This window comes from Photobacterium chitinilyticum (genome assembly GCF_004104355.1).
Taxonomy (GTDB): domain Bacteria; phylum Pseudomonadota; class Gammaproteobacteria; order Enterobacterales; family Vibrionaceae; genus Photobacterium; species Photobacterium chitinilyticum.
The window spans coordinates 1-16,262 of record NZ_RJLM01000019.1 but is presented as its reverse complement, the minus strand read 5'-3'; the positions used below and the strand labels follow the sequence as shown (position 1 = coordinate 16,262).

Below are 16,262 nucleotides of genomic sequence, written 5' to 3'. Positions count from 1 at the left end.
GTTTCCCTTTCCGCCCTGACTGCTGTTATCATACCCCCGCTTTTTTACTTTAATGCGGTGAGGGATCTCTTGTGAGCGGCAATAACTCTTCTCTTAGTTACAAAGATGCAGGTGTTGATATTGATGCAGGTAATGCATTAGTTGATCGTATTAAAGGGGTGGTTAAACGCACCCACCGTCCAGAGGTGATGGGCGGCATTGGTGGTTTCGGTGCGCTTTGCTCGTTGCCAACCAAGTATAAAGAGCCGGTATTGGTTTCTGGTACAGACGGCGTGGGTACCAAGCTTCGCTTGGCGATGGATCTGAACAAGCACGATACTATCGGGATCGACTTGGTCGCGATGTGTGTTAATGACCTGATTGTCCAAGGTGGAGAACCTCTGTTCTTCCTTGATTATTATGCCACGGGCAAACTGGAAGTAGACACAGCAGCGGCAGTTGTTGCAGGTATCGGAGAAGGCTGTATCCAATCTGGCTGTGCGCTGATTGGTGGCGAAACAGCAGAGATGCCGGGAATGTATCACGGCGAAGATTATGATGTTGCTGGCTTCTGCGTAGGTGTGGTCGAAAAAGCTGACATCATCGACGGCAGTAAAGTAAAAGCAGGCGACGCGCTTATCGCTGTGGGCTCTAGCGGCCCGCACTCAAACGGTTTTTCTCTGATCCGTAAGATCATTGAAGTCTCTCAAGCCGATCTAAGCAAGGAGCTTGAAGGCAAGCCACTGGCCGATCATCTACTTGAGCCAACAAAAATTTATGTCAAATCAACCTTGAAGATGATGGAAAGCTGTGATGTTCACGCGATTTCTCATATCACTGGGGGTGGTTTCTGGGAAAATATCCCTCGCGTGCTGCCGGAAGGGGCAAAAGCGGTGGTTGACGGTAGCAGCTGGGAATGGCCCGTTGTCTTTAACTGGCTGCAACAAGCTGGCAACGTCGAAACCTACGAAATGTACCGTACCTTCAACTGTGGTGTCGGCCTAGTTATTGCCCTACCGCAAGAACAAGCAGCGCAGGCAATTGAGATCCTGAATGAAGAAGGCGAAAATGCTTGGCTTCTGGGTGAAATTGCCGACGCCGAAGCCGGTGAAGAGCAGGTGGAGATTAAGTAAGACGATGAAAAACATCGTAGTCCTTATTTCTGGCAGCGGTTCGAATCTGCAAGCGATGATTGATGCCTGCCAAAACGGTACCATTCACGATACACGAATTGCTGCAGTCATATCAAACAAGGCCGATGCCTATGGCCTAGAACGCGCGCGTCTGGCTGGCATCGATACCGTGCATCTGGCTGTCAGTGATTACAGTGATCGTGATGCCTACGATCGTGCAATGGCAGAAAAAATTGATGCTTTCCAGCCTGATCTCGTGATTCTGGCTGGTTTCATGCGTATTTTAAGCCATGAGTTTGTCAGTCACTATCTGGGACGGATGCTCAATGTACACCCGTCACTATTGCCGAAGTATACAGGCTTGCACACCCACCAGCGTGCGATTGAAGCCGGAGACAAAGAGCACGGGACCAGTGTTCACTTTGTCACTGAAGAGTTAGACGGTGGCCCGGTTATCTTACAGGCAAAGGTGCCCGTCTTTGACAATGATACGGTCGAAGACGTCACGGCCCGAGTACAGCAACAGGAACACCGCATCTACCCATTGGTGGCCAACTGGTTCTTGCAAGACAGGCTCAGCATGGTAGATGAAGGCGCGGTCTTTGACGGACAGAAACTGCCTCCACATGGCTATGCTGCTGAAGAGTAAGCGACGTAGCTGTAAAAAGTAGCAATAAAAAACGCGACCTTTAGGTCGCGTTTTTTTGTTTTGAGGCCAGTGGCTCAAACGAGTTCCGCTTTACAACGTTCGGTTATAGATTAACTCACCATAATGGAACACGCTGAACTCACCTTGTAGCATTTTGTGCCAGTTCTCATCATTAGTCAGTGGCTGAGTTGCAATCACCGTTACCACATCGTTTGGCGTCGTTTCCTTCTGGAAATCGATTGTCACATCTTCGTCGATCAAAGAAGCCTGTCCAAACGGGGCCCGACGGGTGATCCAGTGCAAGTTATTGGTGCAGTATGTCAGTACACACTCACCATTGCTCAGCAACATATTATAGACCCCCAGCTCCCTGAGCCGATCACAGCAAACCGCGACATAGTCATATACCGCCGCTATATCTTCAGGTAACCCAGGAAACTTCGCTTCAAGCTGATTCAGCAGCCAGCAAAAGGCAATTTCACTGTCCGTATCACCGACAGGTCTAAAGCGGCCAGTATCTAGCTGTTCATACCCTGTTAACTGACCATTATGGGCAAAAGTCCAGTAGCGTCCCCATAACTCCCGGGTAAAGGGGTGGGTATTTTCAAGGCTGACACCGCCACGGTTGGCCTGTCGAATATGGCTAACTACCGCACAGCTTTTTATCGGATATTCCTGTACCAGCTCTGCAATACGAGATCGACAACTTGGGTTTGGGTCTTTAAAAGTACGAAACCCCCTCCCCTCATAGAAGGTGATCCCCCAGCCATCGCGATGTGGGCCAGTTTTACCGCCCCGTTGCATCAAGCCGGTAAAACTGAAACAAATATCCGTTGGCACATTGGCACTCATGCCAAGCAATTCACACATAGTCCGTTATGCCCTCTCTACGGTGTTGAGAAATTTCTAACAATAACTGAAATTAGCTCGAAGCCATCTCTTTCTCAACCAGCATAATTAAAATGTGAATAATTTTAATATGCACTTCCTGGATACGGTCAGCAAAACCAAAATGCGGTACACGAATTTCAACATCAGCCAAGCCTGCCATCTGGCCGCCGTCTTTACCTGTCAGGGCAATGGTTTTCATGCCTTTGGCTTTTGCCGCTTCAATCGCTTTTAGAATATTACCAGAGTTGCCCGAAGTCGACAGACCAAACAGGACATCACCCTTAGCACCAACAGCTTCCAGATAACGGGAGAACACATAGTCATAGCCGAAGTCATTACTTACGCAGGAAAGATGACTCGGATCTGAAATAGCAATACCGGGGTAACCCGGACGGTTTTCGCGATAGCGTCCTGTCAGTTCCTCGGCGAAATGCATTGCATCGCAGTGTGAGCCGCCGTTACCGCACGACAGTACTTTACCGCCCTGCTTAAAGGACTCTGCCAGTACTTTGGCAGCAGCTTCAATATCTGCAATGTTTTTTTCGTCGCTTAAAAAGCGGGTCAATACTTCAGCAGCTTCATTTAGTTCTGCACGGATCAAATCTTGGTACATAGGCTAATCTCGGGTTATTCATACAATATTATCGCCAAGCCGAATCACTCCGGCTAAGCACTTATACGCCTTAACTTGCAGTGTACAAAGAAACGGCCGAAGGTGTCGACTCCTGAGATAGCACATTGTGACGGTTTATTGCCAAATGCTCACGTAATGACTGTGGTGACGGGTAAAGCGCAATGTTATCAGCCATCAGCACCCCAGCCGTCGCTAACTTTTTCTCTACATGTGTTGCGACACCGAGAAGATACACCGGATACTGGCGAATTCTTTCCAGCGCGCTCTCAAACGCATGGATAGCGGTAATATCTATCGTTGTCACGTCACTGAAATCGAGCACCACGGCACGGGTATCTACCTGCGAGTGATCGATAACATTGAATGCTTTTTCGCTGGCTGCAAAAAAGAGCGGGCCGTTGATATCATAGACCACCACATCATCACCGAAATTCTGATGCTGGTGCTCCCGGTTAACAACCGTCACGCTGGTCAGCGTAGCAATACGCTGGATAAACAGCACTCCAGCCAACACCAAGCCCACCGCGACAGCAACCACCATGTCGAATACCACGGTCAATGTAAAACATGTCAGCAATACAGCAACATCCCGACGGGGAGCCACCTTCAGGGTATGCACAAAGTGCGGGGCTTCCGACATGTTCCAGGCAACCATGATCAACAATCCAGCCAAGGCACTCATCGGAATAAAGGACAGCATCGGCGCCAGCACGATCATCGCTGCCAGCACAAACAATGCATGGGTAATAGCAGAAACCGGAGAGAATCCCCCAGCTCGGATATTTGTTGCAGTACGGGCAATGGCCGCTGTCGCCGGGATCCCACCAAAGAACGGTACGACCATATTGGCCAGCCCCTGCCCGACAAGCTCTGCATTCGGGTTATGCTTGGTGCCTGTCATACCATCGGCCACCACCGCACACAGAAGAGACTCAATACAGCCTAGCATGGCGATAGTAAAGGCGGCAGGTAGAAGCTCGACCACCAGCCCCCAGCTAAACTGGGGATCTTGCCATGGCATCACCAGTTGCGGTAATACCTGCGGGATCCCCTGACCAATCAAATCACCGATTTGATAATGGAATTTTTCTCCGAGCAGGCCCACATGCGAGGCCCCCCACTGGTTCATCAGCAATGCCAGCACTGTTCCTATCGCCAGAGCGACAACATGGGGAGGAATTCGGTTCTTGAGCTTGGCCCACAAAATAAAAGTCGCAATCGTCCCGAATCCTACCATTGCATCGGCATAATTGATGCTTGGCATAGCACTGGTGTAAGCCATTACTTTCTCGGGAAAATGAACCGGACTTCCCTCAACGGTTAGTCCGAACAAATCTTTGAGCTGCAGAAAGGCAATAACCAGGCCGATCCCGGCAGTAAACCCCGTTGTCACAGGATAAGGAACATAGGCCACAAGCTGACCAAGCCGTAGCAGGCCCATCAATAATAGAATCACGCCGGACATCAGGGTTGCCAGCATCAAACCAGATAACCCGTACTGCTGAGTGATTGGCAGCAAAATCACCACAAATGCCGCCGTCGGTCCGGTAATATTAAACCGTGAGCCACCAAACAAGGCTGCCAGCAAGCCGGCCACGACAACCGTATACAAGCCATGCTGAGGCGGCACCCCTACAGCAATAGCCAAGGCCATCCCCAACGGGATCGCAACAACACCCACAGTAATACCAGCAACAATATCGGCACGCAGCGTAGAGAAAGAATAACCTTTACGCCACGCTTGCTTTAAAGCATGAAATAACAACACGATAAACCCCTGCACTTGCGTGCAAAAGAAAAATTTCAGGAAAAGCTGTCATCCCGAGTGAGGGATCCGGCGGGCATGTGTCAGTCGGAGTTCGGGAAAGGCAACAGATGACACCATGAGTCATTCACACCTCAGTTTGATATTGATATCAAACTAATAAATAGCGTGAACGGCATCACAATATAACCCATCTTAATTGTATGACTTATTTTCGCAAGTACATTTTTTCAACTCGCTGATCTTGATCAATCCCTTTTGTTACAAGGGATGACAAGACATCTTTACGTAACCCTAACCTTTCAGAACAGAAAATTATTTTACATTTCATTAAAAAACCCCTTACACTTATCACAAGTGGTTAGACCTCTTACCTTGCATAAAACGTACCCAAATAATAAGAAATCAACGCCCCCCGATAAGGAGAATCATCATGGTTACACTTGTGTACCTACTAGGGCTAATTGGTATTACCGGTGTACTTGCCTACCACCGTGCCAACCTAAGAACCTTTACCGCTACTTTCGTGGCTGCATTGGCGCTAGGCTCAGTACTGGATATCGTAGGCCAGTACAGCTGGATAACTTTCCTGCTGATTGCAATACCGTTAAACGTAATTTCATTACGCAAGAACCTATTGAGTAAACCCGCTCTGAAAGCGTTTAAAGGTGTTATGCCTGAAATGTCCCGTACCGAAAAAGAAGCCATTGATGCTGGTACGGTCTGGTGGGAAGCCGACTTGTTCCGTGGCGCACCGGACTGGAACAAACTTCATGACATCCCGGCACCTCGTCTGAGTGCCGAGGAAAAAGCCTTCCTCGACGGCCCCGTCAATGAAGTAAGCCGGATGGTCAATGACTTTCAGGTAACACACGAACTGGCTGATCTTCCTCCAGAAGTCTGGCAGTACCTCAAAGATCATAAATTCTTCGCCATGATCATCAAAAAAGAATACGGCGGCCTGGAATTCTCAGCTTATGCCCAATCACTGGTGCTGCAAAAGCTGACCGGTGTTTCAGCCGTACTCTCTTCAACAGTCGGTGTTCCTAATTCACTCGGCCCAGGTGAACTGCTACAACACTACGGCACCAAAGCGCAAAAAGATCACTACCTACCACGCCTGGCCGAAGGCAAGGAAATTCCTTGTTTCGCACTGACCAGCCCAGAGGCGGGGTCTGATGCCGGCTCAATTCCTGATTTCGGCATCGTCAAAAAAGGGATATGGCAAGGCGAAGAAGTGCTAGGTATGGAACTGACCTGGAACAAGCGCTATATCACGTTGGCCCCTATTGCCACTGTGTTAGGTATGGCCTTTAAACTGTTCGATCCCGATCATCTACTAAGCGACGAAGAAGATCTAGGTATCACCTGCGCATTGATCCCAACTGATATCGACGGAGTGGAAATTGGCCGCCGCCACTTCCCGTTGAACGTGCCATTCCAAAATGGTCCAACCCGAGGCGACAAAGTCTTCGTACCGATCAGTTTCATCATTGGTGGCCAGGAAATGGCCGGTCAGGGCTGGCGTATGCTGGTTGAATGCTTGTCTGTCGGCCGAGGTATCACCCTCCCCTCTAACTCAACAGGCGGCCTGAAAACAGCTGCGATGGCGACCGGAGCCTATGCCCGCATTCGCCGACAGTTCAAATTACCAATTGGCAAAATGGAAGGTATTGAAGAACCATTAGCTCGTATAGCAGGTAATGCCTACGTATTGGATGCGGCCAGCAACTTGACGGTCTCCGGTATCGACTTAGGTGAGAAGCCTTCTGTCATCTCAGCAATCGTCAAATACCACTGTACCCACAGAAGCCAGCGTAGCGTCATTGATGCCATGGATGTTGTCGGTGGCAAAGGGATCTCCATGGGACCAAGCAACTTCTTGGCGCGTGGCTATCAGGGCGCACCCATTGCGATTACCGTGGAAGGGGCGAACATCCTCACTCGCTCAATGATCATCTTTGGCCAAGGAGCAATACGCTGTCATCCTTATGTACTGGAAGAGATGGATGCAGCTTACAACGATAATGCCGAGAAGGCGCTGAACGGTTTTGATAGCGCCCTATTCGGCCACGTTGGTTTTGTGATCAGCAATATGGTTCGTTCATTCTGGTTCGGACTGACTGACGGAAGGGGCTCCTCGGCACCACGTAAAGATGCAACGACTCGTTACTACCATCAGCTGAATCGCTACAGTGCCAACCTGGCACTGCTTGCCGATATTTCAATGGCAGTATTGGGTGGTTCACTGAAACGAAAAGAGCGTTTATCCGCTCGCCTAGGTGATGTGCTAAGCCAACTGTATCTTTCGTCTGCTACCCTCAAACGCTATACCGATGATGGCTGCAAGCAAGATGATCTGCCATTGGTTCATTGGGGGCTTCAAGATTCGCTATATCAGACTCAGGAAGCGCTGGATGAGTTTCTCCGTAACTTCCCGAACCGTCCGATTGCCGCGATTATGCGCACCATGATCTTCCCTCTTGGGCTGGGACGTGTAAAACCAACAGACAAGCTGGACCATAAAGTCGCTCGTATCATTCAAACGCCGAGTGAAACTCGTAATCGCATCGGTCGCGGCCAGTTCTTGGAAGCGTGCGAGAACAATGCGGTAGGTATGATAGAAGAAACACTGAAAGATATTTTGGCTGCCGAGCCAATCTATGATCGTGTCTGTCAGGCTGCAGGCAAGAAGTTCCCGTTCATGCAGTTGGATAATGTGGCAGCAGTAGGCCTAGAGCTGAATGCCATCAACGAGAATGAGGCCGAGCTACTACGTCGAGCAGAAGAAGGCCGCTTACGTACTATCAATGTCGACGATTTTGATTCCGAAGAGCTGGCAGCAAAGCCTTACCAGCCGACGGAAAAGGATATTGCCGCCTAATCATCGATTATTAGATTAGCAACATAAAAAAGGGAAGCCATTATGGCTTCCCTTTCTTTATTCATGTCAAACTAAACCAATGCCGGTTCCAATCGTCCTAACTCTATATCAGCCAAATCATGATGCAGGTACAACGAGTGAATCTTCTTCCAGCACTTTTTTCATTTTACGCTTACGCCACAAGAACACGATCACAACGACCAGCAAGACCACCAGCACGTTCGCACCCAAGATAATCTTCGTCACCTTCGAGCGCTCAGCTTGTTTTTCCGCTTCAACTTTAAGCATTTCTTCCCGCTTGGCCTTGGCTTCCTGCTGGGACCTGAACTCTTCCAAGTTTCGATCCAGCTGTAGCTCAGCCATAACGGCGAAATGGTTTTCCGGCAACCTGAAAATAAGCTCCCGGTTGTTAAAGTTGTCAGTAGCATATAACCAGCCTGACCAGGCATAACGCCCCGGAGCCTTCCCATTGGGTAACCGCACCTTCAGCCCGTCTTCATCCGAAAATGCATGCTGCTGGCTGATAGTCTCTTCACCATCAGGATTCACCTGGACAATATGGGCAGCAAGCGATCCTGGCAACAGCGCCCCTTCTTCCGTATCAACCACAACCTGATGAGGCTCACTCCGTCCACGTCCCTGAATAAAGCTTGCCCTCATCGGAGGCGGATAGACCAACACCTGCTGTTCAACAGTACGGAGAAAAATACCATTACCTGAATTGATCTTAACGCGATATTTCCCCGGCTGGATCGCAACGGGCAAGGCCACCGTAAACACGCCATCACCCGGAACTTCATCAAACGCCAATCCATCGTCAGAAAACTCCCCCAGAATAATAGGGCTCGGCAATGCTTCTTTAGGCAACTTTTCGGCATCTTCAACGTATTCGTAAAAAATAACCGACAACTTAACCCGATCCAGGAAATCGCGCATCGTCAGCAATCGCCCCTTCTGAGTAAGGCGTGCCGTAAATTTAATTGTTTCGGACTGGTAAAGCCTTGAGGGCAGATCCTCAACCGTCAGCTTGAGGTTCGATAGTAGGACAACCTGATTATTAGGAGACACTTTACCGACAGCTTGCCATGGTCCGGGCATAGGATTTTCAATCGAAATAATATCCATTCCGGGCTCATCGTACCAAGCAACATTGTCTGGATGACGCCACGAATAATATTTCTTTCCATCAGGGCGCACCAAAACAATCGACCGACTTTTATCTTCCCGTTTGATGACAAAAGAGACCTGTTCGACAGTTGGATCAATACGAAAACGATTATCCAGCCACGACATAGCCGTACTGTCTTTTGCCCAAGACAGTACCGGTATCAACATCACTAGGAATAATAACCGCCGCATAGCACCTCTATTGACGCCACAGCGAGACGTCACCTTTTTTCTCGATAAGATCCAAACGCGATTCATGCGCTTGTATTTCATCGGCCGATGCCCTAATGATCTTTAATGATTTTCTGCCCGAAGCCAGTCGGCGGATCGCACTTTCTGTACCGATATCACTTTCTTCGCTGCCGGCACTGAGCGCCAACGATGTCTGGCCACCAGTCATCAGCAGGTATACATCAGCCAGGATCTCGGCATCGAGCAATGCCCCGTGCAGGGTACGGTGCGAGTTATCTATACCGTATCGCGAACACAGCACATCAAGGTTGTTTCTTTTTCCCGGAAACAGCCGTTTGGCCATCTCCAGGGTATCAGTCACCTTGCAGAAGTCTTCGGTCTTGCCTATTGACGGATCCAGTTTCCTGAACTCGTAGTCCATAAAGCCGGTATCAAAGGGGGCGTTGTGAGCAACGATCTCTGCCCCGCGAATAAACTCCATGAACTCTTCATGGATTTCTCGATAGGTCGGCTTATCGAACAAAAACTCATCAGTAATACCGTGGACATCAACGGCTTCCGCATCGATCGCACGATCCGGTTTGATGTAAACGTGGAAACTATTACCCGTCAGTTTGCGATTGATAATTTCAACCGCGCCGATTTCGATAATACGGTGGCCTTCATAGTGAGGACCGGTCATATTCATACCGGTTGTTTCGGTATCAAATACGATAATACGTTCGTTAGTAGCTTTCATAGTAGCGATTGTGTCAGACTAAAGTTTTTCCTAAAGCGAATACTACCAAATATGACGAAGCAGGTAGAGATTTTCACCGACGGTTCTTGCCTGGGTAACCCGGGGCCTGGTGGTTATGGTACCGTATTGCGGTACAAGCAACATGAAAAAGAGCTCAGCGATGGCTTTTACATGACTACAAATAACAGAATGGAACTTCTGGCTGCTATTGTCGGTTTATCAAGCCTAAGAGAATCCTGCCAGGTTAATCTCACGACCGACAGTCAATATGTCCGCCAGGGGATCACACAATGGATCCACAACTGGAAGAAGCGAGGCTGGAAGACCGCAGATAAAAAACCGGTAAAAAATGCCGATCTCTGGCAACGTCTCGATACAGAAACCCAACGCCATCAAGTCTCCTGGCACTGGGTAAAAGGCCATGCTGGTCATCCTGAAAATGAGCGCTGCGACGATCTGGCACGTGCTGCTGCAGAATCGCCAAGCCAGGATGATAACGGCTACAAGGCATAGGCATCATTTCACAGGCAAGCTGGAGCACGCACCTTTCACTTTCTGACTTGCCTTGGTCCGACAGTTAAGTCCTAGCGGCGCAAGTTGACGCCGTAGCTTCCAGGTCGGCTTGATTGGCTTGAGGGGCACCGTCCGCTTGCGAGCAACTATTAGGTACATGCTTCCTATCGATGAACAAGCCTCCGACAGGACACTTTCTGCCCAGGCCAAACAGGCCTGGTGTCTGGTTGCCGGTAAAACAGCAAAGTTCTCATGGAAAACTACCTCGTAGTTCAATACCCCCAGCCAGTCCTTCACTCGCATCGGCATAAACATCCGCCCTTTCCACGGGTATCGCTTCCGGTTCCAGGGCAGCAGCCCACGCATGCCAAGAATACTTACAGGGTTATAACCACTTAGCAATATATAACCATCATCTACCATCACGCGGTCTACCTCTCGCAGCAACCGGTGTGGGTCGGAGCAATAATCAAGTTGATGGGTGATCACACAGGCGTCAAAAGACTTCTCCACGAAAGGCAGGGCAAAATGGTCGGCTATCACATTATGCAGTGGATTGAACTTATCAATGCAAATCTGATGTTGGATGTTACAATGACCACTGGCGAGCTCACAGCTTAACCCGCCCAGCTTTAACATATGGTAGCCGAATAACTTGGGCCACCATTCATCAAGCTGGGCCTGAAGCAGCTCAGCCGCCCATTCACCATTGGCGACTTGTGACCAGGTATGTGGTGATTGAATATCTGTTAATGTGCGGGCTGGCTTCATAAGTTATTGCTCAACACCTAAAGGCTGGAGACAAATTACATGCTTACAGTTAAAAGCATACCTGCATTCAATGACAATTACATCTGGCTGATTCACAGTCCAGATAAACATTGTGTCGTCGTTGATCCCGGTGATGCAACGCCAGTAATCAAGGTGTTAAAAGAACAACAACTCACCCTTGATGCCATTTTAGTTACCCATCACCATCACGATCACATTGGTGGGATCAGTGAGCTCAAGCGCGCCTTCCCACATGTCAATATCGTTGCTCCTTCAGCAGAACCGATTCCCGGCGTTTCTCAGTCTGTCGAGGACGGCGACCAGGTGGAAATTTTTGGCGAGCGCTTTATGGTGCTGGGTGTCCCAGGCCACACGGCAGGCCATATCGCTTATGTCGGAGACGAGAAACTCTTTTGTGGTGATACCTTATTCTCTGGCGGATGCGGTCGCTTATTTGAAGGCACGCCAGCACAAATGTTCAACTCGCTACAGAAAATCGCCGCACTGCCAGACGAAACCAAAGTCTACTGTGCCCATGAATACACTAGCAGCAACATCGCCTTTGCGTTAGTTGCCGAACAGGACAACCCGCATTTGCAACGTTACCGTGAAGATGTTAGCCGACTACGAGCGCAGGGCATCAGCACGATCCCATCGACATTAAGACAAGAAAAATTAATTAATCCGTTTTTACGTTGTGATCAGGCAAGTATCAAAAAATCCGTTGCAGATAAGGCGTTTGACGACAGTGATCTGGAGACCTTCGCTGCACTGCGTCGTTGGAAAGACAAATTTTGACCTGCGTCACTTGTCTCCAAGGTAGTTGGACAAGTATTATCACCAACTATTTTGGCTTTAGGCAGGTTTCATGAAATCCCGATTTTTTTTAGCGAGTGCGCTTTTACTGGCTGGTTGCCAAATTACAAATACAGTAGAAGAACAAGCAAACACAACTAACAAGAAAGAAGAATCTCCCGTACAAACGCCTGCCGTTTCGACGCAGAAAGATACAACTAAGCCTGTTATCACCGAACAGGTAATAGTCATAACACCTCAGGAACAAGATGATGTTTGGCAGCGCATTACCATGCAGCTAGCTGCTGATATTCCTGAGAATAAACAGGTAAAGTACTACCGAAACTGGTACCTCCGCTATCCCGGCCACCTCAAAACCGTTGCCGAGCGTGCAGAACCCTTTTTATACTACATCACCGAAGAAATAGAAAAACGTAATCTTCCACTTGAACTCGCCTTGCTTCCTATTGTTGAAAGCTCTTTTGACCAATTTGCCTATTCTCACGGTCGAGCAGCTGGGCTATGGCAAATTATTCCTGATACCGGCCGTCGCTTCGGGCTAGAACAAAATTGGTGGTATGACGGTCGCCGAGATGTTGTCGAGTCCACCCAGGCAGCACTGGATTTACTTGAATACCTGAACCGAAAGTTTGATGGCGACTGGCTTCATGCACTTGCTGCATACAACACGGGGGAAGGACGAGTGTTCCGGGCTATCCGTAAAAACCGCGCAGCCGGAAAGCCTACTGATTTCTGGTCACTGGATCTCCCGAAAGAAACCAGCGGCTACGTACCAAAACTGCTTGCTGTCGCTGACGTGATCAAAAACCAAAAGAAATACGGTATAACCATACCGTCTATCGCCAACAAGCCCGTAGTTGAGCTCGTCAAACCGGGAACACAGATGGATCTGGCGATGGCCGCCAACTACGCCGGCATTAAACTCAAAGATCTTCAAAGCCTCAACCCTGCTTATAACCATTGGGCAACATCACCAGACGGTCCTAATCACCTCCTTCTTCCAATCGACAAAGTAGATCGCTTTAATCGTCAGTTTACAAGTAATGGCCGCCAAGGAATGAAAGTAGTTCGCTACCGGGTGAAATCCGGCGATACACTTAGCGTACTGGCTCAAAAGTATAAGACCACAACCAAGCAGATACAGCGTGCAAACAATATGACCGGCAGCAGTATCCGTGTTGGCCGCCATATCCTTATTCCTGTAGCCATGCAAGACGGCGACAGTATTTCTGCCCAGTTAGCGACACGAACCCAAAAGAGCCATGGCAGTGGCTATCGTACAACCTACGAGGTGAAATCAGGTGACAGCTTGTGGACCATCGCCCGCAGCCAGAAAGTATCTATCGACCAAATCACCAAGTGGAACGGCTTTAGCAAAAACAAACCGCTCCGTGTCGGGAAAAAGCTGACCCTATGGAAAGACAGCCAGTCTGGCGCTGTAATTCGTACGGTGTATTACAAGGTACGCTCCGGTGATAATCTGAGTGCCATTGCCCAACGTTATAAAGTAAAAGTATCTGACGTTGTAAAATGGAATCAGATCAAAGGTCAGAAATACCTTAAACCCGGACAGAAATTAAAACTATACGTAGATGTTACTAAGGTCAGTGTATGACGCCGTCTAAAAATATATTCGCAGCAGTACTCGATGCTTTTCGCTCTCCAATCGACTGCTTTGCAGCTATCTATGAGCACCCCAAGTGGGCAGTATTACCCTATCTAATCGCTATTCTTGGGCCTTTTTTCCTCTGGAACAGCTATTTCGGTAATGTAGATATGGTCTGGTTACAGCAGGAGCTGATGACTCAGTTCGTAAATGCAAATCAGCAAATAGAGGAATCATGGCTGACCAAGGAAGCTCTGCTGGCACGTGAGGTAATCGGTGATATTGGCGGGCGTACGCTTTGTATATTTGTGCTGGCTCTATGGCTACATTTGGCAACCAAGGGCAATCAATATAAGCACAGCTACGGCAAGTGGTTAGCGGCATCATGCTTTATCATGCTACCGACAGTGATTGGCGACTTTGCCAGTTATATCAACATCATGTTTAACAGCAGTAATATCCTGCCAAATGCCGCAGACCTGAACAGCTTGAATGGCCTGATAAAACTGCCAATGAACAATCCATGGGCATCCTTTTCTGCCACTATTCCTTTACTGGCACCATGGTATATCGCACTAACTTATGCAGCTATTACGGCATGGACAGATTATGATCGAGCCAAATCAATTGTCGTTGCTTGCCTACCCTGGCTACTCACACTTATTGTTTGGCCAATCATGATCATTGCAGCCTAAAGCTGGCAATAATGGGGTTGTGATCAGAGGCATCGGTTTTCGGTGCCTCTGCTCTCACCAGCCGTAGATCACGGTAATACAAGTGATCCAAGGGCTTACCAAACACCTTGATCCGCTGATCCTTTCTGAGTTGAACATCGCGCAGTCCCAAACTCTCAGCAAAACGATTTACAACTTCAATTCTGGCCTGACGCCAAGTGTTAAAGTCACCAGCTAAAATAATCGGTCCTGAATGGACTCCCAACACGGCACGCAGACTATCTAATTGCTCCTGATATTCATCGAGACCCACAGCGAAGTTCACACCATGCAAGTTAACCACGATAAGTGTACTGCCATCAGAAAGAGCAAACTCGGACAGTAGTGCCGATTTAGGCAAGCGCAGCCAAGGCTCCATCGCTAGATAAGCACAAGTACTCTTGGCATTCACACTCGATAAGTTCATAACACCCGCAGGCGTGTTCATAAACTTAAAAGCATTAGCCATACGAACTTTCCATACAGAGTCGTCTAAGTAATCACGTAAGTCAGTATTCAAACTCGCTTCTTGTAACAAAACCAGTTCGCTGTCTTGTGAAAATGACTCCAGTGCAGTACGCCAGTTTTCTCTTTGCTGCTTATATATATTCCACACCGAGACAGTAAATTCTCCGTCCGTATCCAAAGGGCGCGCAATCGCACTTTCAATACAGCGATAAGAAAACTGTGGTGCCAGTACATTGGCACTAACTTCAGGCGTATTAGCAACGTCAAACGACCAGTTAAATGCGCTGACTCCTAACACCCCTGCGACGACTCCCAATCCTGCAGCGACTTTTGCATACCGCGTCATCCATACCACCTTTTTGAAACAAAACAACCCCTGGCAGCAGGGCTGCCATATAAATCAGAGAAGAAATCTAGCGAGTTAGTAATGCTCGCCGTTATCGTAATAAGCGGTTGGTGTCAGTGCGGTAAAAATAACAGCAACATCCTGCTCCGGCGCTTCCAAAGCATTCCGGACGGCATCTGTAATATGTCGGGCTACCTGATCTTGTACTTCTTGTCCGCGGTCAAACCAGAGTACCTCGACAAACGGGTACGCGAAGGAAACCTCACCGTCAAAAATGAAGGTTGTCGATATATGCTCTAAAGTGAAATCTTCGCGAGGACAAGCCATCAGGGGCTGAAGGTCATCAACTAATGCTGTCGATAGTGACTTTACGGTATCAAATTCTACATCACGGAAACGAAGATGCGGCATGTCTACTCCCAAATAGCTCGCTGCTGAAAGCCAACAAGATACCACTGATATCACGTGCTGCGCATCTATTTCTGTGCTCTTGCAGGCGTTTTATTTCAATATATAAGTGTCAATTTTAGCAGCTCTAACGCTAATAAGTTGAAGATAAAATAGAATCACAACACCTGAACCAAGATCACAAAATCACAAAATCACAAAATCACAATTAAGCCCACATAAGAGAAGTTATAATGAAAAATACGAGTCTTTGGTGAGTAACAGACGCAAAAAAGCCCCGACATTTCTGTCGAGGCTTTCGAAAGTGGCAGGGGTAGAGAGATTCGAACTCCCAACACGCGGATTTGGAATCCGCTGCTCTGCCAATTGGAGCTATACCCCTGTAGCTATTTTAAAGACTTAACTATGTCTGAATAAGTGGCGGAACGGCCGGGCTTGCGTTCAAGCGGGACTCATTCGACCGAAGGGCGAACCCTTCAAATAAAGTGGCGGAGCGGACGGGACTCGAACCCGCGACCCCCGGCGTGACAGGCCGGTATTCTAACCAACTGAACTACCGCTCCACACGGTGATAAACAGCTTACTGTT

The 16,262-nt window shown here is 48.6% G+C and carries 15 protein-coding genes and 2 tRNA genes; 7 read left to right on the top strand and 10 right to left on the bottom strand.

What is annotated here, in order from left to right:
* Positions 1 to 71 precede the first annotated feature (71 nt).
* Both purM and purN read left to right on the top strand, forming a co-directional pair.
* Positions 72 to 1,112: a phosphoribosylformylglycinamidine cyclo-ligase gene (gene purM / locus EDI28_RS23620; protein ID WP_128786340.1), complete on the top strand. Its 1,041-nt coding sequence runs from the start codon at positions 72 to 74 to the stop codon at positions 1,110 to 1,112.
* Positions 1,113 to 1,116: 4 nt separating this feature from the next.
* On the top strand, positions 1,117 to 1,761 hold the full coding sequence (gene purN, locus EDI28_RS23615) for a phosphoribosylglycinamide formyltransferase (RefSeq protein ID WP_128786339.1): 645 nt from the start codon (positions 1,117 to 1,119) through the stop codon (positions 1,759 to 1,761).
* Positions 1,762 to 1,851: 90 nt separating this feature from the next.
* Here the strand turns inward: purN and EDI28_RS23610 are convergent, their stop codons facing one another.
* The 3 genes from EDI28_RS23610 to dauA form a co-directional block, all read right to left on the bottom strand.
* A complete protein-coding gene (locus tag EDI28_RS23610) occupies positions 1,852 to 2,631 on the bottom strand; it encodes a class II glutamine amidotransferase (RefSeq protein ID WP_128786338.1) in 780 nt (259 codons plus the stop codon).
* A gap of 52 nt (positions 2,632 to 2,683) precedes the next feature.
* Complete coding sequence (gene lpcA, locus EDI28_RS23605; protein WP_128786337.1) at positions 2,684 to 3,265, bottom strand: D-sedoheptulose 7-phosphate isomerase; 582 nt, start codon at positions 3,263 to 3,265, stop codon at positions 2,684 to 2,686.
* Positions 3,266 to 3,335: 70 nt separating this feature from the next.
* Positions 3,336 to 5,054 carry a C4-dicarboxylic acid transporter DauA gene (dauA, locus tag EDI28_RS23600; RefSeq protein ID WP_128786336.1) on the bottom strand — a complete coding sequence of 573 codons (1,719 nt, stop codon included), beginning with the start codon at positions 5,052 to 5,054 and terminating at the stop codon, positions 3,336 to 3,338.
* Positions 5,055 to 5,484: 430 nt separating this feature from the next.
* On the opposite strand from dauA, the gene fadE reads away from it, so the two are divergent.
* Positions 5,485 to 7,935, top strand: a complete 2,451-nt coding sequence (gene fadE, locus EDI28_RS23595; protein WP_128786335.1) for an acyl-CoA dehydrogenase FadE — start codon at positions 5,485 to 5,487, stop codon at positions 7,933 to 7,935.
* Positions 7,936 to 8,052: 117 nt separating this feature from the next.
* Here the strand turns inward: fadE and EDI28_RS23590 are convergent, their stop codons facing one another.
* Positions 8,053 to 9,294 carry a TIGR03503 family protein gene (locus tag EDI28_RS23590; protein WP_128786334.1) on the bottom strand — a complete coding sequence of 414 codons (1,242 nt, stop codon included), beginning with the start codon at positions 9,292 to 9,294 and terminating at the stop codon, positions 8,053 to 8,055.
* Positions 9,295 to 9,301: 7 nt separating this feature from the next.
* Positions 9,302 to 10,033 carry a DNA polymerase III subunit epsilon gene (dnaQ, locus tag EDI28_RS23585; RefSeq protein ID WP_128786333.1) on the bottom strand — a complete coding sequence of 244 codons (732 nt, stop codon included), beginning with the start codon at positions 10,031 to 10,033 and terminating at the stop codon, positions 9,302 to 9,304.
* 51 nt (positions 10,034 to 10,084) lie between these two features.
* Between dnaQ and rnhA the strand changes: the two genes are divergently transcribed.
* Positions 10,085 to 10,546: a ribonuclease HI gene (gene rnhA, locus EDI28_RS23580; protein ID WP_128786332.1), complete on the top strand. Its 462-nt coding sequence runs from the start codon at positions 10,085 to 10,087 to the stop codon at positions 10,544 to 10,546.
* Between the two features lie 3 nt (positions 10,547 to 10,549).
* Here the strand turns inward: rnhA and EDI28_RS23575 are convergent, their stop codons facing one another.
* Entirely contained in the window at positions 10,550 to 11,317 is a 768-nt protein-coding gene (locus tag EDI28_RS23575; RefSeq protein ID WP_128786331.1) for a methyltransferase domain-containing protein, read from the bottom strand.
* A gap of 39 nt (positions 11,318 to 11,356) precedes the next feature.
* Here EDI28_RS23575 and gloB point away from each other — a divergent pair, with 39 nt between their 5' ends.
* The 3 genes from gloB to EDI28_RS23560 all read left to right on the top strand — a co-directional run bounded on the left by gloB (position 11,357) and on the right by EDI28_RS23560 (position 14,434).
* On the top strand, positions 11,357 to 12,115 hold the full coding sequence (gene gloB, locus EDI28_RS23570) for a hydroxyacylglutathione hydrolase (protein ID WP_128786330.1): 759 nt from the start codon (positions 11,357 to 11,359) through the stop codon (positions 12,113 to 12,115).
* Between the two features lie 70 nt (positions 12,116 to 12,185).
* Positions 12,186 to 13,748 (top strand): lytic transglycosylase, encoded by a 1,563-nt coding sequence (locus EDI28_RS23565; protein WP_128786329.1) that lies wholly within the window; start codon positions 12,186 to 12,188, stop codon positions 13,746 to 13,748.
* Positions 13,745 to 14,434: a YIP1 family protein gene (locus EDI28_RS23560; RefSeq protein ID WP_128786328.1), complete on the top strand. Its 690-nt coding sequence runs from the start codon at positions 13,745 to 13,747 to the stop codon at positions 14,432 to 14,434. The genes EDI28_RS23565 and EDI28_RS23560 overlap by 4 nt, the downstream gene beginning before the upstream one ends.
* Here the strand turns inward: EDI28_RS23560 and EDI28_RS23555 are convergent.
* The 4 genes from EDI28_RS23555 to EDI28_RS23540 form a co-directional block, all read right to left on the bottom strand.
* A complete protein-coding gene (locus tag EDI28_RS23555; protein WP_128786327.1) occupies positions 14,421 to 15,266 on the bottom strand; it encodes an endonuclease/exonuclease/phosphatase family protein in 846 nt (281 codons plus the stop codon). The two genes, EDI28_RS23560 and EDI28_RS23555, sit on opposite strands and share 14 nt — an antisense overlap.
* A 75-nt stretch (positions 15,267 to 15,341) precedes the next feature.
* A complete protein-coding gene (locus tag EDI28_RS23550) occupies positions 15,342 to 15,677 on the bottom strand; it encodes a DUF1904 domain-containing protein (RefSeq protein ID WP_128786326.1) in 336 nt (111 codons plus the stop codon).
* 302 nt (positions 15,678 to 15,979) lie between these two features.
* Positions 15,980 to 16,056 (bottom strand) — tRNA-Trp (locus tag EDI28_RS23545).
* Positions 16,057 to 16,160: 104 nt separating this feature from the next.
* Positions 16,161 to 16,237: transfer RNA gene (locus EDI28_RS23540), tRNA-Asp, on the bottom strand.
* Positions 16,238 to 16,262 lie beyond the last annotated feature (25 nt).